Annotated in this window: 22 protein-coding genes; 15 read left to right on the forward strand and 7 right to left on the reverse strand. The window is 60.0% G+C overall.

Annotation, left to right across the window (positions count from 1 at the left end; translation table 11 throughout):
* A complete protein-coding gene (locus tag Q0O99_RS04305; RefSeq protein WP_293748923.1) occupies positions 1 to 999 on the reverse strand; it encodes a tripartite tricarboxylate transporter substrate-binding protein in 999 nt (332 codons plus the stop codon).
* 278 nt (positions 1,000 to 1,277) lie between these two features.
* On the opposite strand from Q0O99_RS04305, the gene Q0O99_RS04310 reads away from it, so the two are divergent.
* Complete coding sequence (locus Q0O99_RS04310) at positions 1,278 to 1,733, forward strand: thermonuclease family protein (RefSeq protein ID WP_293748925.1); 456 nt, start codon at positions 1,278 to 1,280, stop codon at positions 1,731 to 1,733.
* Between the two features lie 66 nt (positions 1,734 to 1,799).
* Here the strand turns inward: Q0O99_RS04310 and Q0O99_RS04315 are convergent, their stop codons facing one another.
* From Q0O99_RS04315 to gpmA, 3 genes are all read right to left on the reverse strand, one after another.
* Positions 1,800 to 2,582 (reverse strand): molybdopterin-synthase adenylyltransferase MoeB, encoded by a 783-nt coding sequence (locus Q0O99_RS04315; protein WP_293748927.1) that lies wholly within the window; start codon positions 2,580 to 2,582, stop codon positions 1,800 to 1,802.
* A 26-nt stretch (positions 2,583 to 2,608) separates the two neighbouring features.
* Complete coding sequence (locus Q0O99_RS04320) at positions 2,609 to 4,057, reverse strand: S41 family peptidase (protein ID WP_293748929.1); 1,449 nt, start codon at positions 4,055 to 4,057, stop codon at positions 2,609 to 2,611.
* 99 nt (positions 4,058 to 4,156) lie between these two features.
* A complete protein-coding gene (gene gpmA, locus Q0O99_RS04325; protein ID WP_293748931.1) occupies positions 4,157 to 4,894 on the reverse strand; it encodes a 2,3-diphosphoglycerate-dependent phosphoglycerate mutase in 738 nt (245 codons plus the stop codon).
* Between the two features lie 113 nt (positions 4,895 to 5,007).
* On the opposite strand from gpmA, the gene Q0O99_RS04330 reads away from it, so the two are divergent.
* From Q0O99_RS04330 to Q0O99_RS04365, 8 genes are all read left to right on the forward strand, one after another.
* Positions 5,008 to 5,409: a rhodanese-like domain-containing protein gene (locus tag Q0O99_RS04330; RefSeq protein WP_293748933.1), complete on the forward strand. Its 402-nt coding sequence runs from the start codon at positions 5,008 to 5,010 to the stop codon at positions 5,407 to 5,409.
* Positions 5,410 to 5,436: 27 nt separating this feature from the next.
* Complete coding sequence (gene grxC, locus Q0O99_RS04335) at positions 5,437 to 5,697, forward strand: glutaredoxin 3 (RefSeq protein ID WP_293748935.1); 261 nt, start codon at positions 5,437 to 5,439, stop codon at positions 5,695 to 5,697.
* A gap of 138 nt (positions 5,698 to 5,835) precedes the next feature.
* A complete protein-coding gene (gene secB / locus Q0O99_RS04340; protein WP_293748937.1) occupies positions 5,836 to 6,315 on the forward strand; it encodes a protein-export chaperone SecB in 480 nt (159 codons plus the stop codon).
* A 24-nt stretch (positions 6,316 to 6,339) separates the two neighbouring features.
* Entirely contained in the window at positions 6,340 to 7,341 is a 1,002-nt protein-coding gene (locus tag Q0O99_RS04345) for an NAD(P)H-dependent glycerol-3-phosphate dehydrogenase (protein WP_293748939.1), read from the forward strand.
* A 6-nt stretch (positions 7,342 to 7,347) separates the two neighbouring features.
* Positions 7,348 to 8,535 carry a rod shape-determining protein RodA gene (gene rodA / locus Q0O99_RS04350; protein ID WP_293748941.1) on the forward strand — a complete coding sequence of 396 codons (1,188 nt, stop codon included), beginning with the start codon at positions 7,348 to 7,350 and terminating at the stop codon, positions 8,533 to 8,535.
* On the forward strand, positions 8,532 to 9,419 hold the full coding sequence (locus Q0O99_RS04355; protein WP_293748943.1) for an NAD(P)-dependent oxidoreductase: 888 nt from the start codon (positions 8,532 to 8,534) through the stop codon (positions 9,417 to 9,419). Before rodA ends, Q0O99_RS04355 begins: the two co-directional genes overlap by 4 nt.
* Positions 9,420 to 9,494: 75 nt before the next feature.
* Entirely contained in the window at positions 9,495 to 10,955 is a 1,461-nt protein-coding gene (tldD, locus tag Q0O99_RS04360; RefSeq protein ID WP_293748945.1) for a metalloprotease TldD, read from the forward strand.
* A 233-nt stretch (positions 10,956 to 11,188) separates the two neighbouring features.
* A complete protein-coding gene (locus Q0O99_RS04365) occupies positions 11,189 to 12,310 on the forward strand; it encodes a 3-deoxy-7-phosphoheptulonate synthase (RefSeq protein ID WP_293748947.1) in 1,122 nt (373 codons plus the stop codon).
* Positions 12,311 to 12,319: 9 nt separating this feature from the next.
* Here Q0O99_RS04365 and mpl read toward each other — a convergent pair whose 3' ends face one another.
* On the reverse strand, positions 12,320 to 13,687 hold the full coding sequence (mpl, locus tag Q0O99_RS04370; protein ID WP_293748949.1) for a UDP-N-acetylmuramate:L-alanyl-gamma-D-glutamyl-meso-diaminopimelate ligase: 1,368 nt from the start codon (positions 13,685 to 13,687) through the stop codon (positions 12,320 to 12,322).
* A 60-nt stretch (positions 13,688 to 13,747) separates the two neighbouring features.
* On the opposite strand from mpl, the gene Q0O99_RS04375 reads away from it, so the two are divergent.
* The 6 genes from Q0O99_RS04375 (at position 13,748) to Q0O99_RS04400 (ending at position 18,678) form a co-directional block, all read left to right on the forward strand.
* Positions 13,748 to 14,332 carry a hypothetical protein gene (locus Q0O99_RS04375; protein WP_293748951.1) on the forward strand — a complete coding sequence of 195 codons (585 nt, stop codon included), beginning with the start codon at positions 13,748 to 13,750 and terminating at the stop codon, positions 14,330 to 14,332.
* Between the two features lie 14 nt (positions 14,333 to 14,346).
* Positions 14,347 to 14,889: a TlpA disulfide reductase family protein gene (locus Q0O99_RS04380; RefSeq protein ID WP_293748953.1), complete on the forward strand. Its 543-nt coding sequence runs from the start codon at positions 14,347 to 14,349 to the stop codon at positions 14,887 to 14,889.
* A gap of 158 nt (positions 14,890 to 15,047) precedes the next feature.
* Entirely contained in the window at positions 15,048 to 15,503 is a 456-nt protein-coding gene (gene accB / locus Q0O99_RS04385; protein ID WP_293748955.1) for an acetyl-CoA carboxylase biotin carboxyl carrier protein, read from the forward strand.
* A 15-nt stretch (positions 15,504 to 15,518) separates the two neighbouring features.
* Positions 15,519 to 16,868: an acetyl-CoA carboxylase biotin carboxylase subunit gene (gene accC, locus Q0O99_RS04390; protein ID WP_293748957.1), complete on the forward strand. Its 1,350-nt coding sequence runs from the start codon at positions 15,519 to 15,521 to the stop codon at positions 16,866 to 16,868.
* A 6-nt stretch (positions 16,869 to 16,874) separates the two neighbouring features.
* Entirely contained in the window at positions 16,875 to 17,771 is an 897-nt protein-coding gene (gene prmA, locus Q0O99_RS04395; RefSeq protein WP_293748959.1) for a 50S ribosomal protein L11 methyltransferase, read from the forward strand.
* A 19-nt stretch (positions 17,772 to 17,790) separates the two neighbouring features.
* Entirely contained in the window at positions 17,791 to 18,678 is an 888-nt protein-coding gene (locus tag Q0O99_RS04400; RefSeq protein WP_293748961.1) for a zinc-ribbon and DUF3426 domain-containing protein, read from the forward strand.
* Positions 18,679 to 18,755: 77 nt separating this feature from the next.
* Here Q0O99_RS04400 and Q0O99_RS04405 read toward each other — a convergent pair whose 3' ends face one another.
* Positions 18,756 to 19,241 carry a histone gene (locus tag Q0O99_RS04405; RefSeq protein ID WP_293748963.1) on the reverse strand — a complete coding sequence of 162 codons (486 nt, stop codon included), beginning with the start codon at positions 19,239 to 19,241 and terminating at the stop codon, positions 18,756 to 18,758.
* Between the two features lie 192 nt (positions 19,242 to 19,433).
* On the reverse strand, positions 19,434 to 20,573 hold the full coding sequence (locus Q0O99_RS04410) for a ribonucleotide-diphosphate reductase subunit beta (RefSeq protein ID WP_293748965.1): 1,140 nt from the start codon (positions 20,571 to 20,573) through the stop codon (positions 19,434 to 19,436).
* Between the last annotated feature and the right edge of the window lie 18 nt (positions 20,574 to 20,591).

A 20,591-nucleotide genomic window follows, 5' to 3' on the forward strand; every position in this document is an offset into this window, starting at 1 on the left:
TCAGTCCAGTTGCACGCCCGTGGCTTTGATGGGTTTTTCCCAACGGTTGAGGTCGGCTTTCTGCGCGGCGGCCAGATCGACAGAGTTCGAGCCAATCGGTTCAAGGCCCAGTTTGATCATTTTGTCTTTCATGGCCGGGTCGCGGGCGATCTTTATCATGGCTTTTTCGAGGCGCGTGAGGACATCGCCTTTCAGGCCAGCGGGGCCGTACATGGCGAACCAGGCCGTGGCTTCCATGTTGATGCCCGACTCTTTGAGGGTGGGTACTTCGGGCACTTGCGAATCTCGCTGGCCGCCGGTGACGGCAATGATGCGCACTTTGCCTGCGCGGTGCATTTCGGCGGTTTCGGACACCACGTCAAACTTGTAGCCGATGTGGCCGCCCAGCAGCGCCGCGTTGGCCGGTGCACCGCCTTGGAAGGGGATGTGGTTCAGGTTGATGCCCGCTGACTGCTCCAGCAAGACCCCCATGAAGTGCGGCAAGGTGCCTGCACCGGGTGTGCCGTAGCTGGCAGAAGCCGGGTCGGTCTTGGCTTTGGACACCATCTCGGCCACGGTTTTTGCGTTGCTGGCGGGGCCAGAGACCACACCAAACTGGAAGCGTGCGATTTGCGAGACGGGCGTGAAGTCTTTCACCGCGTCGTAGTCGAGCTTTTTGTAGACGTGTGGAAACAGCACCATGGGGCCGCTGGGCAACACAATCACGGTTTGGCCATCGGGCTTGGCGGCTTTGACCAGGTTCAGGGCAATGCGTCCGCCAGCGCCAGGTTTGTTGTCCACCACGATGGTGCCAAAGTCATCGCGCAGCGCATCGGCCACCATGCGGGCCAATACGTCGGCCGAGCCGCCAGGTGGAAAGCCCACCAGGATTTTCAGCGGTGGTTTTTCTTGCGCCTGCAGGCTGGGCGAGAGAGCCGCCAAAGACAGGGCCAACAGGCCCAAACTGCGGCGGCTGAAGGTGCCAATGCGCTGGCGGAGAAGGGGCGAAAAGGGTTTCATGTAGGCATCCGTGGGTGTTGGGCGTCAAGTGCACTGGCTTCAAAAAGCTGTGCAAATAGGAGTGTAGTGGCTTGACCGACAATGGCCGATATCCACCATTCACCCGGAAAACCCTGATGCCGCCGTCTCTTTCTCGACCAGAGGCTTCGATTGAAAACCTGTTGATGCACCGTCGGGGCTGTTGGTCGCGCGTGCTGGGACCCAGCTTGAGGGCTTGTTTGGTTGGGGCACTGGTGCAGTGTTGGCTGGGGGGCGCTTTTGCTGCAGGGGACAAGGCCATGAGTCAGGTGCAAGCCAGAGCCGAGGTCTGGTCTGGATGGGTGAGCTGGGTGATGGACGGTGACACCGTCGAGGTGGTGCGCGAGGGGCAGCGTGAACCGGTCAAGCTGCGCATTGAAGGCATCGACGCGCCCGAGTCTTGTCAGCCCGGCGGGCGCGAGGCGCGTGAGGCCATGATGGTCTTGGCCCTGCGCAAGCCGGTTCAAGTGAGCGATCGTGGTCAGGATTCGTATGGTCGGCAGATTGGGCGTTTGTCGGTTGAAGGCGTGGATTTGGGCGCCGAGATGGTGCGCTCAGGTCAGGCATGGGCCTACAGTTTTCGCACCGGCAAAGGCCCTTATGCCTCCTTGCAGCGCCAGGCAGAGAAACAAAAAAAAGGCATTTTTGCGGCGCAGGAAGCCGCCATGTCGCCCGCCTTGTTCAGAAAATTTCATGGCAACTGCCATGGCAATTGAGCGCATTCAAGAGTGCTTCAATATGGCGAAAGAGTGGACCTCGGGGCTCGGGGTGACCTGCATGGGTCATCCTGGGCTTGACCCGGGATCCATGTCTTCTCGGTGCGCCGCACACACCGGACAAGCCGGATTGCGTTGCATTCGGATGTCGGTCCATGAGAGCTCGCGCCCATCTAGCATGAGCAGGCGTCCTGCCATGTGGCTGCCCATGCCGCTCAAAATCTTGAGCGCTTCTGCCGCTTGCACCGTACCGATGATGCCCACCAGCGGTGCGAACACACCCATGGTGGCGCAGCGGGTTTCTTCGGGCAATTGGGCGGGCGGGAAGATGCAGGCATAACAGGGCGCATCGGGCTGTGTGCTGTCAAACACCGAGACTTGTCCGTCCATGCGGATGGCCGCGCCCGACACCAGGGGTTTGCGGTGCACCACACAGGCCAGGTTCACAGCCTGGCGGGTTTCAAAGTTGTCGCTGCAGTCCAGCACCACATCGGCTTGGGCCACCAGGGTGTCCAGCAAGGCCGCATCGGCACGTTGGGTGATGGCGGTGACCACCACGTCGGGGTTGATTTGCGCAATCGCCGTGCGCACCGAATCGGCTTTGAATTGGCCTACCCGGTCCAGCGTGTGGGCAATTTGGCGCTGCAAGTTGGTGGCGTCAACGTGGTCGTGATCGACCACGGTGATGTGACCTGCACCTGCACTGCCCAGGTACAGGCTAACCGGTGAGCCCAGGCCGCCTGCGCCAATGATCAGTGCGTGTGAAGCCAGCAGTTTTTCCTGCCCGTCGATGCCCAGTTCGTTGAGCAGGATGTGCCGCGAATAGCGCAGCAGTTGCGTGTCATCCATGGGCGGCGTCCGTCAGTGGCTGGCGATCAGTCTTTCTTATCGACTTTGCGTTCGGCCAGTGTGGTGCTGGCTTTGACGGGCTGGCCTTTGAGTTGCTTAAGGGCTTGGGCCAGTTGGAAGTCTTTGTCCGAACCGAATTCAGGCAGGCGACGTTCGGCAAGTGGTTTTTTGGCGTCTTCTTCCAGCTTTTTCATGGCCTCTTCACGGGCTTTTTCGCGGGCGGGGTTTTTGGCTTCTTCGGCTTCTTTGCCGTTCGACAGGTGTTTGCCCAAGTCGGCTTCGCGGGTGCGAAGGGCCGCAAAGACGTTGCCGGTTTCGGTCTCATCGAGCATCACGTCGGGCACGATGCCCTTGGCCTGAATGGCGCGGCCGTTGGGCGTGTAGTAGCGGGCCGTGGTGATTTTGAGGGCGGTGTCTGGGCCCAGTTGTCGCACGGTTTGCACCGAGCCTTTGCCAAAGGTCTGGCTGCCCATGAGGGTGGCGCGTTTGTAGTCTTGCAGGGCACCGGCCACGATTTCACTGGCCGAGGCCGAGCCTTCGTTGACCAGCACCACGAGGGGCACTTTTTTCAGGGCTCCGCCAGTGGCCAGAGTCATGCGGGTGATGGGGTCGTTGCTGTTGTTGCGACGCCAAAATTGGGGTGATGCCTTGTAGGTGAATTTGCTTTCGGCCAACTGGCCGTTGGTGGTGACTACCGTGACGTTGTCGGGAAGGAAGGCGGCGGACAGGGCCACTGCTGCATCCAGCAGGCCGCCCGGATCATTGCGCAAGTCCAGTACCAAGCCCTTGAGCTGGGGGTCTTGCTTGTACATCTCTTCGATCTTACGGGCGAAGTCTTCGACGGTGCGTTCCTGGAATTGGGAGACGCGGATCCAGCCGAAGCCGGGCTCGATCAGCTTGGATTTGACCGATTGGGTCTTGATTTCTTCGCGGATGATGGTGACCGGGAAGGTGCGGTTTTCGTCTTTTCGGAAAACCGTGAGCACCACTTTGGTTTTGGGCTCGCCACGCATGCGCTTGACCGCTTCGCTGAGCGACAGGCCTTTGAGCGGGGTGTCGTCTACTTTGGTGATCAGGTCGTTGGGTTTGAGGCCTGCACGGTCGGCGGGTGAGCCTTCGATGGGCGAGATGATCTTGACGACACCGTCTTCCTGGCTGATCTCGATGCCCACGCCGACAAAACGGCCCGACGTGCCTTCAGAAAATTCCTTGAAGGTCTTTTTGTCAAAGTATTGTGAGTGGGGGTCCAGGCTGGACACCATGCCAGAGATGGCTTCGGTGATGAGTTTCTTCTCGTCCACCGGCTCAACGTAGTCGCTCTTGACCATGCCAAATACGGCGGCCAACTGCTGCAGTTCTTCAAGGGGCAGGGGGGCCATGTTGCCGCGTGCCACGGTCTGCAACGACACGGTGGTGAGGGCGCCGGCCAAGGCGCCCACGCTGAGCCAACCGGCGATCTTGAGTTTGTGTCCCATTTTGCGAGTACGTGTTCAGTGAAGTTCAATCCAATATACACCCGCAAGCCCCGCGCCGTGGGGCTTGGTGTGTAATTTCCTGTAAAGGGCCTTGTGCGGTCAGGCTTTGCCCTGGCTGGCCACTGCAGCAGCGGCTTTGGCAGCGGCTTCGGCGTCGCCCAAGTAGTAGTGGCGAATGGGCTTGAGGCTGGCGTCCAGCTCGTACACCAAGGGGATGCCGTTGGGGATGTTCAAGTGCACGATGTCGCTCTCAGAGATGCCGTCCAGGTACTTGATCAGGGCGCGGATCGAGTTGCCGTGCGCGGTGATCAAGACACGCTTGCCCGTCCGGATGTTGGGGGCAATGCTGTCGTTCCAGGCGGGCAGCACGCGCGCCACGGTGTCTTTCAGGCATTCGGTCAGGGGCACCAGGGCCGGATCGGGGTAGCGGCGGTCACTGCGTTCACAGCGGGGGTCGTTGGCTTCCAGCGTGGGTGGGGGCGTGTCGTAGCTGCGACGCCAGATCAGCACTTGCTCGTCACCGTAATGTTGGGCCATGTCGGCCTTGTTCAGGCCTTGCAGTGCGCCGTAGTGGCGCTCGTTCAGGCGGAAGTCCTTGACCACCGGCAGCCAGGTGCGGTCCATTTCGTCCAGGGTGTACCAGAGGGTGTGGATAGCGCGTTTGAGCACCGAGGTGTAGCACAGGTCAAAGTCCCAGCCTTCGGCCTTGAGCAGTTGGCCGGCCGACATGGCCTGGCTCACGCCGGTGGGGGTCAGGTCCACATCGGTCCAGCCGGTGAAACGGTTTTCCAGGTTCCAGGTGGATTCGCCGTGGCGAATGAGGACAAGTTTGTACATAGAAAAGAGGCCTTGGAGGCGTTTTAAAACAGGGCTAAGCCCGGCATTTTAGAATTGCGACTTCTGCGTCCGCTGACAAAGCGGCGTTTTTCTGATGAATAAAGGTCTGTCCCGTGAATTTTTTGACTGATAACTGGATGTTGCTGGCCCTGGCTTTGGGGTCGGGCTTTGCCTTGTTGTTGCCTGTTTTGACCAAGGGCAGCGGTCTGGACCCGCAGACCATGGTGCAGCTGATGAACCGTGAGAAAGCCGTGGTGATTGATGTGTGCGAGCCCGACGAATTTGCACGGGGGCATGTCATCGGATCCAAAAACTTGCCTTTAGGTCAGCTCGAAGACAAGCTGGGCCAAGTGGTCAAGAACAAGTCGGCCCAGGTGATCATGGTGTGCCAGGTGGGTGCGCGTTCGGCGCGTGCCGCTGCAACTGCACGCAAGCTGGGTTACGACAACGCCCAGTCGCTTTCAGGCGGTCTGCGCGCTTGGACTGCGGCCAGCATGCCAACTGAAAAAGCCTGATTTCTCATTTGCCATTAAGGAATTCTCATGCAAGCCGTCAAGATGTACACCACCGCCGTTTGCCCTTATTGCGTTCGGGCCAAGCAGTTGCTCAAGTCCAAAGGGGTCGAGCAAATCGAAGAAATCCGCATCGACACCGATCCGGCCCAGCGCGATCACATGATGCAAATCACGGGTCGCCGCACCGTGCCTCAGATTTATGTGGGCGAGACCCATGTGGGCGGCTGTGATGACCTGATGGCCCTGGACGCCAAAGGCGGCCTGGTGCCTTTGCTGCAGGCGGCCTGAACTGCACCACCCGCTGTTCAGACTTTGCATGGCTCTGAACGAACGCTGGGGCGGCTGGGATGGCCGATAATGCGACTGTCTCCTCCCTCCACCTGTCCGGTTTTTCCGGCACTTTCATTTCATACCTAAGAGTTTCCCATGACCGATACCGCTGTCACCCCCGCCACCGAAGCCCAAGCCCCCGTGTTCCAGATTCAGCGTGTTTACCTCAAAGAGGCTTCGCTGGAGCAACCCAATTCGCCGGGCATCTTGCTGGACCAGCAGCAGCCCAATGTGGACATCCAGTTGGGCGTGGAAGCCACACCCGTGGCCGAAGGCGTTTTTGAAGTTTGCGTGACCGCCACCGTGCACACCAAAATCGGCGACAAGACCGTGTTCTTGGTCGAGTGCAAGCAGGGCGGCATTTTTGAAATCCGCAACCTGCCCGACGACCAGATGGGCCCCGTCATGGGCATCGCTTGCCCTCAAATCGTGTATCCCTACCTGCGTGGCAACGTGGCCGACCTGATCACGCGTGCGGGCTTTCCGCCGGTGCACTTGGCTGAGATCAACTTCCAGGCCATGTACGAGCAGCAACAAGTCCAGCAAGCCGAGCAGGCCGCTGCGATCACGCAGTAAGCCGGTCCAAGGGTCAGCCGGACCATGCAGATCACCATCATGGGTGCCGGCGCTTGGGGCACCGCCATGGCGTTGGCGGCGGCGAGGCACCCGGGTGGGCATGCGGTCACCTTGCACGCACGCGATGCCGTCCAGGCCAAAGCTTTGCGCAAGCAAAGGCAAAACGCCCGTTACCTGCCGGGCATATCCTTGCCCGACTCCCTTGAAATTTCATCGGCCCCTTTGGCGTCGTTGCTGACGTCTTCTTCTGACTGCGGATTGTGGGTCATTGCCACGCCCATGGCGGGTTTACGCGCTGTGCTGACGGCCATGTCGGAGGTGAGCGTACCTGTGGCCTGGCTTTGCAAGGGGCTGGAATCGGGCACCGGGTTGATGCCCCATGAGGTGCAGGCCGAGGTGGCCCCGAACTTAATGGCCGGTGTGTTGAGCGGCCCCAGTTTTGCCTTGGAGGTGGCGCTGCAGCAACCCACGGCTTTGGTCGCTGCCAGTGTCCATGCTTGTGTGCGCCATGCCTTGGTGCAGGCTTTCCATGGCCCGTCTTTGCGTGTGTATGCCAACAACGACATCGTGGGGGTGGAAGTGGGCGGGGCCGTGAAGAACGTGCTGGCCATCGCCACGGGCTTGTGCGATGGCCTGGGTCTGGGCCTGAATGCGCGCGCTGCCCTGATTACTCGGGGTCTGGCCGAGATGACGCGCCTGGGTCTGGCGCTGAGGGCTCAGGGCGACACCTTCATGGGATTGTCCGGCCTGGGCGACCTGGTGTTGACGGCTACGGGGGACCTGAGCCGCAACCGCAAAGTGGGTTTGCTGCTGGCCCAAGGCCAGTCGCTCGATCAGGCGGTGACTTCACTGGGCCATGTGGCTGAGGGGGTTTACAGCGCCCGCACCGTCTTGCAACGTGCCCGCGCCTTGGGCGTGGACATGCCGATCACCGAGGCGGTGGTGGCTTTGCTGGACGCTCGCCTGAGCGCCCGTGAGGCGGTGCTGGCCCTGATGGGGCGCGACCCCAAGGGCGAATTCGCCTGATTTGCCATGAACAAGACCGCACGCCAAGGCCCGTTGACATCGGCCTCTGTCTTTCAAAAACCCACCGCGCTGCAGCGGGGGATGCGTTTGATCGATGGTTTTGACGGGCCTTTGGCCTTCGCCGTTTTTCTGCTGGCCTGTCTGGGCATGTTGGTCATGTATTCCTCAGGTTATGACCACGGCACCCGCTTTGTTGACCATGGCCGCAACATGCTGATTGCGGGCGTCATCATGTTTGTGGTGGCGCAAATTCCGCCTTCGAAATTGATGGATTGGGCCGTTCCGGTGTACATCGTGGGCGTGATTTTGCTGGTGGCGGTGGCCCTTTTTGGCATCACCAAAAAAGGGTCCACGCGCTGGCTCAAGCTGGGGGTGGTGATCCAGCCCAGCGAGATTTTGAAAATTGCTTTGCCACTGATGTTGGCCGCCTGGTTTCAAAAACGCGAGGGGCAGTTGCGGCCGTTTGACTTCGCGGTGGCCTTGCTGATTTTGGGCATTCCCGTGGGCCTGATCATGAGGCAACCCGACCTGGGGACCTCCTTGCTGGTGCTGGCGGCGGGGCTGGCTGTGATTTTCTTTGCCGGGCTCAGTTGGCGCTGGATTTTGCCGCCCGTTGGTTTGGGGTTGGTGGGCATCGTGGTGCTGGTGATCATGGAGCCCAGCCTGTGCCAGCCCGATGTGGATTGGCATGTGCTGCGCGAGTACCAGCGCCAAAGGGTGTGCACCTTGCTGGACCCGGGACGTGACCCGCTGGGCAAGGGGTTTCACATCATCCAGGGCATGATCGCCATTGGCTCGGGCGGCTTTTGGGGCAAGGGCTTCATGCAGGGCACACAAACCCACCTGGAGTTCATTCCAGAGCGCACCACCGACTTTATCTTTGCGGCCTTGGGTGAAGAGTTCGGCCTGCTCGGGGGCTTGCTTTTGCTGGCCAGTTTGTTCTTCCTGATTTACCGGGCTTTGGTCATTGCCATGCAAGCGCCCACCTTGTTCAGCCGCTTGTTGGCGGGCAGCATGGCCATGATTTTCTTCACCTATGCCTTTGTCAATGTCGGCATGGTCAGCGGCATCTTGCCGGTGGTGGGCGTGCCCTTGCCTTTCATCAGTTATGGCGGAACGGCCATGGTGACCTTGGGGCTGGCTTTGGGAATTTTGATGTCGATTGCGAAATCCAAACAACTGGTGCAAACATGACGAATCTGATGCAGGTCGCGGTGGTGGGTGCGGGCAACATGGGCGGTGGCATGCTGGCCCGTTTGCGTGGTTTGGGCTGGTCGGTGGCGGTCCACGACATTCACCCACAGGTTCAGTTGCAGGCGGTGGCCTTGGGGGCGGTCGCTTGTGGCTCTGCCATGGAGGCCGCCCGCCTGCTGGCGCCCGACGGCGTGTTGATGGTGGTCGTGGTGGATGCTGCGCAAACCGAGGCGGTGCTTTGGGGCGAGGGGGGCGCTGGTCCGGTGCTCAAGCCGGGTCAGTCGGTGATGCTGTGTCCAACCTTGGGGCCAGCCACGGTGCAAAGCCAGGCTGAGCGTTTGGCGCCCATGGGCGTTGGCTTCATCGATGCCCCCATGTCCGGGGGGCCTGTGCGGGCCCAACAGGGCACCATGAGTTTGATGGTGGCTTGCTCCGATGCGGTGTGGCAGCGCAGCCAGAAGCTGTTGACCGCCTTGAGCCAGCAAGTTTTTCGCGTCGGAACCCGCGCAGGGGACGGCGCCCGCACCAAGCTGGTCAACAATTTGCTGGCTGCGGTGAATCTTGCGGGCGCTGCTGAAGCCATGGCCTTGGCTGAGCGGCTGGGGCTAGACCCTGCAGCCACGCTGTCGGTCATTGAAGCGTCCAGTGGTCAAAGCTGGATTGGCTCGGACAGGATGCGCCGGGCTTTGGCAGGGGACTTCGAGCCCCGTGCCCACGTCACTTTGCTGGCCAAAGACACGGGCTTGGCCGTGCAGGCCGCTGACGATGCGGCCTTTGATCCCCCTTTAGGTCGTTTGGCGAGGGACTTGTTTGCACAAGCCCTGGGGCAGGGTTGGGCCGATCTGGACGATGCCGTCTTGCTCAAAGTCATGCGCCAGTGCTGAAGCCGCGGCTTGCCGCGGACATTGGGGGCTGTCCGGTGTGGGCAAGGGTCTTGATCCGTGCCTACAATGGACAACATGATTTCACGCGAACCCACCATTGAACGCTTGGCCACGGCCAAGTCCCTGTTGCTTGACCCGTTTGGTCTTGACGAAACCCATCTGACTCAAGCCCTGAACGCCATCAAGGCTCACGCGGTCGATGACGCTGATCTGTACTTCCAGTACACCCGCTCCGAAGGCTGGAGCCTGGAAGAGGGCATCGTCAAGACCGGCAGCTTCAGCATCGACCAAGGCGTGGGTGTGCGGGCCGTGTCGGGCGAAAAAACCGCCTTTGCCTACTCCGATGACATTTCCGAAACCTCTTTGATGGACGCGGCCATGACGGTTCGCTCCATTGCGTCTGCTGCGCAAAACAAGCGCATCAAGGTGCCAGCGCGCAAGATTTCGGCCAGCCGTTCGCTCTACCCCGCGCTGGACCCGATGTCCACGCTGGACAGTACGGCCAAAGTGAACTTGCTGGGCCATGTGGAAAAAATTGCCCGTGCCAAAGACCCCCGTGTGGTGCAAGTCATGGCGGGACTGGCCACCGAATACGACGTGGTCATTGTGGCCCGCGCCGATGGCACGCTGGCGGCCGATGTGCGCCCTTTGATACGTTTGTCCGTGACGGTGATCGCCGAGCAAAACGGCCGCCGCGAAGTGGGCAGCGCTGGCGGCGGTGGTCGCTTTGGCCTGGCTTATTTTGACGACGCCATGATCGAAAGCTATGTGCAAGAAGCCGTGTCGGCCGCGCTCATCAACCTCGAAGCTCGCCCCGCGCCCGCAGGCGAGATGACCGTGGTGTTGGGCAATGGCTGGCCCGGCGTGCTGCTGCACGAAGCCGTGGGCCACGGGCTGGAGGGCGACTTCAACAGAAAGGGATCGAGCGCTTTCAGCGGCCGCATTGGCCAGCGTGTGGCGGCCAAGGGCGTCACCGTGCTGGATGACGGCACCATGGCCGACCGCCGGGGCTCGCTGAACGTGGACGACGAAGGCCACGCCAGCCAAAAGAATGTGCTGATCGAAGACGGCATCTTGCGCGGCTACATCCAGGACTCGATGAACGCCCGCCTGATGGGCGTCAAGCCCACGGGCAATGGCCGCCGCGAAAGCTACGCCCATGTGCCCATGCCGCGCATGACCAACACCTACATGCTGGGCGGCGACAAGAGCGCCGAGGAAATCGTGGCCAGCATCAAAAAGGGCTTGTACGCCACCAACTTTGCGGGCGGCCAGGTGGACATCACCAGCGGCAAGTTCGTGTTCTCGGCCAGCCAGGCTTACTGGGTGGAAAACGGCAAGATCCAATACCCCGTCAAAGGTGCGACCTTGATCGGCAGCGGCCCCGAATCGCTCAAGAAGATCAGCATGATCGGCAACGACATGAAGCTCGACTCGGGCGTGGGCACCTGCGGCAAAGAAGGCCAGAGCGTGCCGGTGGGTGTCGGTCAGCCGACCTTGCGCATCGACGGCCTGACGGTGGGCGGGACCGCGTGAGCCGTGCCCAAGGGTTTGCCCTTGGCGGGCCTGTCAGAAACTGTCATTCACCTGTGATACATTGAACCCCATGTCTTCGCGCTCCGCTTTTTTTTACTTTTTTTATTTTTGGTTCTCAGTCCCCGGCGGACGAGAGGCGAGCGCATAAGCACCCGAACATCTCGATACACACCGCCGGAGCCCCAAAGCCCGGCGGTTTTTTTTCACCTGTTTTTTCAATTGAGGAGTCCACGATGAACGCCAAAACCACTGCCCCTGAGAGCTGGTATCCGAATGCCGCCGACCGCAAAGGCCAGACCGACGACGAACGCATCAAGGACATCACTGTGCTCCCGCCTCCAGAACATTTGATCCGATTCTTCCCGATTGCTGGCACGGCGACGGAAACCCTGATCGCCCAAACCCGCAAAGCCATTCAAAAAATCGTGCACGGCCAAGACGACCGTTTGCTGGTCATCATTGGCCCTTGCTCGATCCACGACCCGGCTGCGGCGCTGGACTACGCCCGGCGCTTGAAGCCCCTGCGCGAAAAATACGCCGACACGCTGGAGATCGTTATGCGCGTTTACTTTGAAAAGCCCCGCACCACCGTGGGCTGGAAGGGCTTGATCAACGACCCTTACCTGGACGAGAGTTTTCGCATCGACGAAGGCCTGCGCATCGCCCGCCAACTGCTGATCGAGATCAACCGCCAGGGCGTGCCCGCTGGCAGCGAGTTCCTCGACGTGATCTCGCCCCAGTACATTGGCGATTTGATCAGTTGGGGCGCCATCGGTGCGCGCACCACCGAGAGCCAGGTGCACCGCGAGCTGGCTTCGGGCCTGTCGGCGCCCATCGGCTTCAAGAACGGCACGGACGGCAACATCAAAATCGCGACCGACGCGATCCAGGCCGCTGCCCGGGGCCACCACTTTTTGTCGGTGCACAAGAATGGCCAGGTTGCCATCGTGCAGACCCAGGGCAACCAGGATTGCCACGTGATTCTTCGCGGCGGCAAAGCCCCCAACTACGACGCCCAGAGCGTGGCAGCGGCCTGCAAAGAGCTCGATGCCGCCAAGTTGCCCGCCACCTTGATGGTGGACTGCAGCCATGCCAACAGCAGCAAAAAGCACGAGCGCCAGATCGATGTGGCCCAAGACATTGCCACGCAAATCAGCGGCGGCTCACGCCAGGTGTTTGGTGTCATGGTCGAGAGCCACATCGTGGATGGTGCGCAAAAGTTCACGCCCGGCCAGCACGATGTGGCGAAACTGACTTACGGCCAGAGCATCACCGACGCCTGCATTGGCTGGGACAACAGTGTGGGCGTGTTGCAGGTGCTGTCGGATGCGGTGAAGGCGCGTCGCGCCCGCTGAGAGAAAGGCTCAGGCGGCAAGCGCCCGCAAAAGTCGGGCGTGAATCCCGCCAAAGCTGCCGTTGCTCATGCACAGCAGGTGGTCACCGGGCCTCACTTGTGCCAGCACCTGCGCAATGACCTCGTCTATGTTGGCACCCACTTGCGCTTTGGAGCCCATGGGCGAAAGGGCGGCGGCGGCGTCCCAACCCAAACCACCCGCGTGGCAAAAGGCCAGATCGGCTTCTGCCAGGCTCCAAGGCAGTTGCGCTTTCATGCTGCCCAGCTTCATGGTGTTGCTGCGCGGCTCAAAAATCGCGAGGATCCGGGCATCGCCCACCTGGCGGCGCAGGCCATTGACGGTGGTGCGGATCGCCGTGGGGTGGTGGGCAAAGTCGTCGTAAACGGTGGTCTCTTGCACCCTGCCGCGCACTTCCATGCGGCGCTTGACGTTTTCAAAACTGGCCAGCGCCTGTGCGGCCATGGCAGGGTTCACCCCCACATGTTCGGCGGCGGTGATGGTCGCCAGCGCATTGAGCTGGTTGTGCACGCCGCCAATGCCCCACTGCACCTGCGCCACCGCTTTGCCGGCTTGCAGCACCTTGAATTGCGCAGGCTCGCCCTCGGCCACGAAGTCGCTCACGGCAGCGCCAAACGTGCGCACCTCGCTCCAGCAGCCTTGGCCCAGCACACGCGTCAGGCTTTCTTCTAGGCCATTGACCACCACGCGACCCGAGCCCGGGACGGTGCGCACCAGATGGTGAAACTGGCGCTCGATGGCGGCCAGGTCGTCAAAGATGTCGGCGTGGTCGAATTCGAGGTTGTTCAGGATGGCGGTGCGTGGGCGGTAGTGGACAAATTTGCTGCGCTTGTCAAAGAAGGCGGTGTCGTACTCGTCGGCCTCGATGACAAAGTATTGCCCCCCCCCCAGGCGGGCCGAGACGCCAAAGTTCAGCGGCACGCCGCCCACCAAAAAGCCGGGTGCGAGTCCGGCCCGTTCTAGCACCCAGGCCAGCATGGACGTGGTGGTGGTTTTGCCGTGGGTGCCCGCTACCGCCAGCACATGCTGGCCTTGCAAGACGTGCTCTGACAGCCATTGCGGGCCGCTGGTGTAGGGCGCGCCGGCTTCCAAAATGGCTTCCATCAGCGGAAATTTGGGGCTGCCGTCGGGCCGTCGTGCACGGCTGACCACGTTTCCGATCACGTACACATCGGGCTTCAAGGCCATTTGTTCGGCGTCAAAGCCTTCGATCAGCTCGATGCCCAAAGCGCGCAATTGGTCGCTCATCGGTGGGTAAACGCCCGCGTCGCAACCGGTGACTCGATGGCCAGCCTCCCGGGCCAGCGCGGCCAAGCCGCCCATGAAGGTGCCGCAGATGCCCAAAATATGTATATGCATTCCCAGATTTTAGGGTGGCATCGGCACGGTCTCGCCTCGCTCGGGTCACAATCGGTGCCCATGAACGACCTTGCCCTTGAAATTGCCGCCACCGCCGCCCGTTTGGTGGTGGAAGAAGGCTTGGCTTTTGGTCCGGCCAAGCACCGAGCCCTCAAAGAGCTAGGCCTGCCCAACCGGACGGCCTTGCCCACCAACGACGTGGTCGAGACCGAGGTGCGCGACTACATTGCCTTTTTTTGCGCCGACACGCAGCCAGCCCAGTTGCTGGCCTTGCGCGAATTGGCAAGGGTCTGGATGCAGCGCCTGGCCGAATTTCGCCCGCACTTGGGTGGTGCCGTCTGGCAGGGTTGGGCCACGCGCCTGTGCGATGTGGACCTGGCCTTGTTTTGCGACGACCCCAAATCGGCTGAGATCGCCTTGATCAACCAGAACCAGCGTTACGACGTGCAAACGGCGCGGGGGCTGCACGGGGATGATGTGGATTTGCTGAGTCTGCACAGTTTTTGTGACGCGTTGAACGAAGATGTGGGGGTGCACCTGCGCATTTACGATCTGGACGATCTGCGCGGGGCTTTGCTGCCCGACGCGCAAGGCCGCTCGCCCCGGGGGGATTTGGCGGCCTTGGAGCGCCTGCTGGCGGCATGAAAGAAAATGGGAACATGAACCAACCAATTGAAATCGGGTCCAGGCGCCATCTGATTTGGGGTGCCGGTGCGGCGGCCCTTGTGGCCGGGGTCGGCGTGGCCATGCGACGTTTTGAGCCTCAAGAGGTGGTGGACGTGGGGAAGCACCCATTTTGGAGTCAGCAGTTCGAGACGCCTGGGGGCGAAGCCTTGAACATGGCCAGTTTCCAGGGTAAACCCTTGCTGCTGAACTTTTGGGCCACTTGGTGCCCACCGTGCATCGAAGAGTTGCCCCTGATTGACGCCTTCTGGCGGAAAAACACCGCCATTGGGCATCAAGTGGTGGCGTTGGCCATTGACCAGCCCAGTGCGGTGCGTAAGTTTCTGTCCAGGCAGGCATTGGGTTTTCCGGTGGGACTGGCCGGATTGGAAGGAACCCATTTGGCCAAATCCTTGGGCAATGCGGTGGGTGGCTTGCCATTTACCGTGTTTTTCAAGGCAGATGGCAGCATTTGGCGCCAAAAGATGGGTCAGCTCTCGTCTGACGATCTGATGCAGTGGCGCAGTGCTGTCGCCTGACAAGTCCCATACCCCATGCCAAAGGAGTGTGCGCCCTCATGCCGCTGAATCGTCTGGTAGGCGCATGCCTGTTCGGACAAGAAAAGATAAATTCAAGGCTTTTACTGAAATTTGGTGTAAATTCAACCCATTACAAGTGCACAAGCAATGGAGGATCTATGGATTTGCGCAAACTCAAAACACTGATTGACCTGGTGTCTGACTCGAATGTGTCTGAGCTGGAAATCACCGAAGCCGAAGGCAAAGTTCGCATTGTCAAGAGCATGGGCGTTGCCCAACCGGTGGTGATGCAACAAGCTGCACCCGTGGTCGCAGCCCCTGTGGTGGCTGCACCCGCGGCCGCGGTGGAGGCCGCCCCCGTGGTGCCTGCAACGCCCGCGGGTCACGCCGTCAAGTCGCCCATGGTCGGCACGTTCTACCGCTCGTCCAGTCCTGGTTCGGCCCCCTTCATCCAGATTGGTTCCGTGGTCAAGGAGGGTGATACCCTGTGCATCATCGAAGCGATGAAAATTCTCAACGAAATCGAGTCCGACAAATCCGGCACCGTCACGCAGATCCTGTGTGAAAACGGCCAGGCCGTGGAATACGGTCAGCCTCTTTTCATCGTCGAATAAAGCCACGGGGATTTCATGTTCAAGAAAATCCTGGTCGCCAACCGCGGCGAAATCGCCTTGCGCATCCAGCGCGCTTGTCGTGAGTTGGGCATCAAGGCGGTGATGGTTTATTCCGAAGCCGACAAAGAAGCCAAATACGTCAAACTGGCCGAAGAAGCCGTGTGCATTGGGCCTGCTTCGTCGTCGCTGAGCTACCTCAACATGCCGGCCATCATTTCGGCGGCCGAGGTGACCGACGCTGAAGCCATTCACCCCGGTTATGGCTTTTTGAGCGAGAACGCAGACTTTGCCGAACGGGTTGAAAAAAGTGGTTTCCAGTTCATTGGACCGACCCCAGAGTCGATCCGCATCATGGGTGACAAGGTCTCGGCCAAGCAAACCATGATCCGCGCCGGCGTGCCTTGTGTACCTGGCTCGGAAGGTGAATTGCCCGATGACCCGGTGCAAATTCGCCGCATCGCCAAATCTGTGGGTTACCCGGTCATCATCAAGGCTGCAGGTGGCGGCGGCGGTCGCGGCATGCGCGTGGTGCACACCGAGGCGGCGCTCATCAACGCCGTGCAAATGACCAAAGCCGAAGCCGGTGCCGCATTTGGCAATCCGGCGGTGTACATGGAAAAGTTCCTGCAGAACCCGCGCCATGTGGAAATCCAGATCATGGCCGACAAGCACCGCAATGCGGTGTATTTGGGCGAGCGCGACTGTTCCATGCAGCGGCGTCACCAAAAAGTGATCGAAGAAGCGCCAGCGCCTGGCATCCCGCGCAAACTGATCGAGAAGATCGGCGAGCGTTGCGTGGCCGCTTGCAAGAAGATCAATTACCGGGGTGCGGGCACCTTCGAATTTCTCTACGAAAACGGCGAGTTCTATTTCATCGAGATGAACACCCGCGTGCAGGTCGAGCACCCGGTGACGGAGTGGGTCACGGGCGTGGACATCGTCAAAACGCAGATCATGGTGGCAGCCGGTGAGCGCCTACCCTTCACCCAAAAACAGATCCAGATTCGGGGCCATGCCATCGAATGCCGCATCAACGCCGAAGACCCTTTCAAGTTCACGCCTTCGCCCGGCCGTGTCACGTCCTGGCACATGCCGGGTGGGCCAGGCGTGCGGGTGGATTCGCACGTCTACAACAACTACTTTGTGCCCCCCAACTACGACTCGATGATCGGCAAACTGATCGTCCATGGCGATACCCGCGAGCAAGCCTTGGCCCGCATGCAGACCGCCTTGAATGAGACGGTGATCGAAGGCATCAACACCAACATACCGCTGCACCGCGAGCTGATGGTGGACGCCAAGTTCATGCAAGGCGGCACCAACATCCATTACCTGGAACACTGGCTGAGCCAGCACAAGCGCTGACCCTTTATGTTTGAACTGAGCCTGCTGTGCCCCGAAGACCGGGTGGACGTGCTGAGCGATGCGCTCGATGCCCTGGACGCGTTGAGTGTGTCGGTGGAAGACGCAGACGCACAGACGCCCGCCGAACAAGCGCTGTTTGGCGAACCGGGCATGCCGCCACCCAAAGACGGTTGGCAGCGTTCGCGCATGGTGGCGCTGTTTGCCCAGGAAGCGGCGGCCCGGGAGGCTGCGGTTTTGTTGGGGGCGCAAGATTTTTTTGCGGACTGCCAGTTGCTCGGCATCCAGACCCTGGAGGACCAAGATTGGGTGCGCCTGACCCAGTCGCAATTTGCGCCGGTCGAAGTGACCCCCGATTTCTGGATCGTCCCCACCTGGCACGAGCCGCCTGAGCAAGCCCGGCAGATCATCCGACTCGATCCGGGTCTGGCGTTTGGCACTGGCACCCACCCGACCACCCGCATGTGTTTGCGCTGGATTGCCCAATACGGGGTGCAGGCGCAGCGCGTGCTCGATTACGGTTGCGGCTCGGGCATATTGGCCATCGGCGCAGCCAAATATGGCGCCACCGAGATCGATGCAGTGGACATCGACGAAGCGGCTGTGACGTCCACCGAGTTGAATGCGCAGGCCAACGGCGTGCAGTTGAAGGCCGGTTTGCCAGACAAAGCGCAGGGCCAGTACCAGACCGTGCTGGCCAACATCCTGGCCACACCTTTGAAGGTATTGGCGCCCCTGCTGTGTTCTTATGTGGCCCCGGGCGGCCATTTGGTGTTGGCCGGTATCCTCGAGCGGCAGGCCGAGGAACTCAAGGCCGCCTACGCCCCATGGGTTGTCCTCGAAGTGGCCGACACCCAAGAAGGCTGGATTTTGATGACGGCCAAGGCGGTGTCTCGGCCTGCTTGAGCCTGTCTACAATCGGGCCATGAACAGGATCACCCGCTGCCCTTCGTGCGCCATGGTTTATCAGCTGAAGGCGCTGCATGTGCATGCTGCCAAAGGCTGGTTGCGCTGCGGTGCCTGTGGCCATGCGTTTGACAGCACGGGGCTGGTGCTGCGCTGGGACCCTGCTGGCGTCGGGTCCCTTGTTTTTCCCGCAGTGCCTGATCCTGGCACGGGAGACAGTCCCCCATACCCTTCGGCTGACGCGGCGCAACCCGTCGAATTGGTGGCCGACTCTGCGGACCGCATCTCGCTCGACAACTTGTTGACAAAAGAAGACCGCAGCTCGCCTGCACACATCCGGCCAGCGCAAGCCGAGCTGGCCGCTTTTGAAGAGGCATTGTCCAGTTTTAAACCTGAGCCTTTGGCGTCTGAGCCCTTGCCAAGCCCCCCCAAGGTTTCCAAAGCGTTGCCATCCAGGGCATGGTTTGCGCCTTATGGGGTGCTGACCTTGGCTTTGCTGCTGGTGATGCAATGGGCCTATGTGCAAAAAGATGCCATTGCGGCTTCATGGCCTGACAGTGAACCCATGATTCGACATGTGTGCGAGTTTATCGGTTGCCAAGTCAGTCCGCTGCGCGATCCAGAGGGCATGGTTATCGACAGCGCCAGCTTGGTGCAACGCAGCGAGGACCATGCCTTGTCTTGGTCTGTGCGCAACTCCACGCACCGTGTCCTTGGCATGACGGCCTTGGAGTTGAGTTTGATGGATCAAGAAGGCAAGCTGGTGCTGCGCACCGTGGTTTTGCCCGCGCAGGCCGGGGCCCCGCTCACCTTGTCTCCAGGGCAGTCGTGGTCGGGCAGCTTGAAAGTTCTGGTGTCCCCAGACAGGGTCTTCAGCGATTACCGTGTGCTGAGTTTCTACCCTTGATGCGGGTCGATCCGGTGCAAAAAAAGCCCGGCACTGTTGCCAGTGACGGGCTTTGTGGCTAACGCCTGAACTGTGAATCAGGGCTTGGCGGCCGAAGGAAACGGCCACGCAGCTTGAGGATTCAGAGTCGTTTGAGCAGCCGGGGCAGCGGGTGCTTTGGATGCCTTCTTTGCTGCTGGTTTTTTGGCTGCTTTTTTCACAACCGCTTTTTTGGCAGCAGGCTTTTTGGCAGCAGTTTTTTTGGCTGCGGCTTTTTTGGCTGGTGCTGCTTTTTTGGCGGGAGCAGCTTTCTTGGCTGCGGCTTTTTTGGCCGGTGCTGCTTTTTTCGCTGCTGGCTTTTTGGCTGCTACTGCTTTTTTGGCGGGAGCGGCTTTTTTGGCCGGTGCTGCTTTTTTCGCTGCTGGCTTTTTGGCTGCTACTGCTTTGTTGGCAGGAGCGGCTTTCTTTGCGGGAGCAGCTTTTTTGGCTGCGGCTACTTTTGTAGCTGGAGCCGCTTTTTTGGCCGGTGCGGCCTTTTTCGCTGGAGCAGCTTTATTTGCCGCTACTTTTTTTGCAGTTGCCATGATTTTCTCCTTGATCAAGTTGAGAACTCAACGGAAAGGGAACGCTTGGTGCTTGTTGGATTGCACAAAGCGATCCATGACGCTGGGGAAATCCCCAGCGCCATGAACGCGGAAAAGCCACACCGCCCAAAGTCGGGAGACTTTGCAGCGTGTGGCTCGAAGAGGTAGGACATGAGATAGGGGGTCAGAAAATCAATCCCAGGACAAAGCCCCGCCAGTTTGGTATTCGATGACCCGAGTTTCAAAGAAGTTGCGTTCTTTTTTCAGGTCGATCATCTCGCTCATCCAGGGGAAGGGGTTCTCTTCGTTGGGGAAAAGAGCCTCCAGGCCGATCTGAGTGGCGCGGCGGTTAGCAATGTAGCGCAGATAACCTTTGAACATGGATGCGTTCATGCCCAAGACGCCGCGGGGCATGGTGTCTTCTGCGTACTGGTATTCCAATTCAACCGCTTTGAGGAACAGTTCCTTGATTTCGGCTTTGAATTCGTTGGTCCACAGCTGTGGGTTTTCGAATTTGATGGTGTTGATCATGTCAATGCCGAAGTTGCAGTGCATGGACTCGTCACGCAGGATGTACTGGTACTGCTCAGCAGCACCGGTCATTTTGTTTTGGCGACCCAAAGCCAGGATCTGCGTGAAGCCCACGTAAAAGAACAGCCCCTCCATCAGGCAAGCGAATACGATCAGCGACTTGAGCAAGGTCTGGTCGGTTTCCAGGGTGCCCGTCTTGAAGTGGGGGTCCATGATCACGTTGATGAACGGGATCAGGAACTCGTCTTTGTCGCGAATCGATTTGACTTCGTTGTAGGCGTTGAAAATCTCACTCTCGTCCAATCCCAATGACTCAGTGATGTATTGGTAAGCGTGGGTGTGAATGGCTTCTTCAAAAGCTTGGCGCAACAAGAACTGACGGCATTCAGGGGCCGTGATGTGGCGGTAGGTGCCCAAGGTGATGTTGTTGGCCGCCAGCGAGTCGGCCGTGACGAAGAAGCCGAGGTTGCGCTTAACCATACGGCGTTCGTCTTCGGTCAGACCATTCGGGTCTTTCCACAAAGCGATGTCGCGATTCATGTTGACTTCTTGCGGCATCCAGTGGTTGGCGCAAGTGGCCAGGTATTTTTCCCAAGCCCATTTGTATTTGAACGGCACCAACTGGTTGACGTCGGTTTTGCCGTTGATGATGCGCTTGTCGGCGGCATTCATTCGACGCGGTGCAGCAGGTGCGGCTGTGTTTGATGACGGCGTGGCCTTGATGGCAGAGTTGTCTGCGCCAATGAAGGAGGGCATTGCAGGTTGCAAGGTGGGTGTGACTTGATCGTCCCAGGACAGCATAAAAAATTCCAGTTATTA

Origin of the sequence: Limnohabitans sp. Rim8, from assembly GCF_945901735.1 — a bacterium.
GTDB lineage: Bacteria > Pseudomonadota > Gammaproteobacteria > Burkholderiales > Burkholderiaceae_C > Limnohabitans_A.

Excerpts from the sequence above, each read along its gene's own strand:
- Q0O99_RS04305 (WP_293748923.1), bottom strand. The coding sequence starts at position 999 with ATGAAACCCTTTTCGCCCCTTCTCCGCCAGCGCATTGGCACCTTCAGC.
- Q0O99_RS04310 (WP_293748925.1), top strand. The coding sequence starts at position 1,278 with ATGAGTCAGGTGCAAGCCAGAGCCGAGGTCTGGTCTGGATGGGTGAGC.
- Q0O99_RS04315 (WP_293748927.1), bottom strand. The coding sequence starts at position 2,582 with ATGGATGACACGCAACTGCTGCGCTATTCGCGGCACATCCTGCTCAAC.
- Q0O99_RS04320 (WP_293748929.1), bottom strand. The coding sequence starts at position 4,057 with ATGGGACACAAACTCAAGATCGCCGGTTGGCTCAGCGTGGGCGCCTTG.
- gpmA (WP_293748931.1), bottom strand. The coding sequence starts at position 4,894 with ATGTACAAACTTGTCCTCATTCGCCACGGCGAATCCACCTGGAACCTG.
- grxC (WP_293748935.1), top strand. The coding sequence starts at position 5,437 with ATGCAAGCCGTCAAGATGTACACCACCGCCGTTTGCCCTTATTGCGTT.
- secB (WP_293748937.1), top strand. The coding sequence starts at position 5,836 with ATGACCGATACCGCTGTCACCCCCGCCACCGAAGCCCAAGCCCCCGTG.
- Q0O99_RS04345 (WP_293748939.1), top strand. The coding sequence starts at position 6,340 with ATGCAGATCACCATCATGGGTGCCGGCGCTTGGGGCACCGCCATGGCG.
- rodA (WP_293748941.1), top strand. The coding sequence starts at position 7,348 with ATGAACAAGACCGCACGCCAAGGCCCGTTGACATCGGCCTCTGTCTTT.
- Q0O99_RS04355 (WP_293748943.1), top strand. The coding sequence starts at position 8,532 with ATGACGAATCTGATGCAGGTCGCGGTGGTGGGTGCGGGCAACATGGGC.
- tldD (WP_293748945.1), top strand. The coding sequence starts at position 9,495 with ATGATTTCACGCGAACCCACCATTGAACGCTTGGCCACGGCCAAGTCC.
- Q0O99_RS04365 (WP_293748947.1), top strand. The coding sequence starts at position 11,189 with ATGAACGCCAAAACCACTGCCCCTGAGAGCTGGTATCCGAATGCCGCC.
- mpl (WP_293748949.1), bottom strand. The coding sequence starts at position 13,687 with ATGCATATACATATTTTGGGCATCTGCGGCACCTTCATGGGCGGCTTG.
- Q0O99_RS04375 (WP_293748951.1), top strand. The coding sequence starts at position 13,748 with ATGAACGACCTTGCCCTTGAAATTGCCGCCACCGCCGCCCGTTTGGTG.
- Q0O99_RS04380 (WP_293748953.1), top strand. The coding sequence starts at position 14,347 with ATGAACCAACCAATTGAAATCGGGTCCAGGCGCCATCTGATTTGGGGT.
- accB (WP_293748955.1), top strand. The coding sequence starts at position 15,048 with ATGGATTTGCGCAAACTCAAAACACTGATTGACCTGGTGTCTGACTCG.
- accC (WP_293748957.1), top strand. The coding sequence starts at position 15,519 with ATGTTCAAGAAAATCCTGGTCGCCAACCGCGGCGAAATCGCCTTGCGC.
- prmA (WP_293748959.1), top strand. The coding sequence starts at position 16,875 with ATGTTTGAACTGAGCCTGCTGTGCCCCGAAGACCGGGTGGACGTGCTG.
- Q0O99_RS04400 (WP_293748961.1), top strand. The coding sequence starts at position 17,791 with ATGAACAGGATCACCCGCTGCCCTTCGTGCGCCATGGTTTATCAGCTG.
- Q0O99_RS04405 (WP_293748963.1), bottom strand. The coding sequence starts at position 19,241 with ATGGCAACTGCAAAAAAAGTAGCGGCAAATAAAGCTGCTCCAGCGAAA.
- Q0O99_RS04410 (WP_293748965.1), bottom strand. The coding sequence starts at position 20,573 with ATGCTGTCCTGGGACGATCAAGTCACACCCACCTTGCAACCTGCAATG.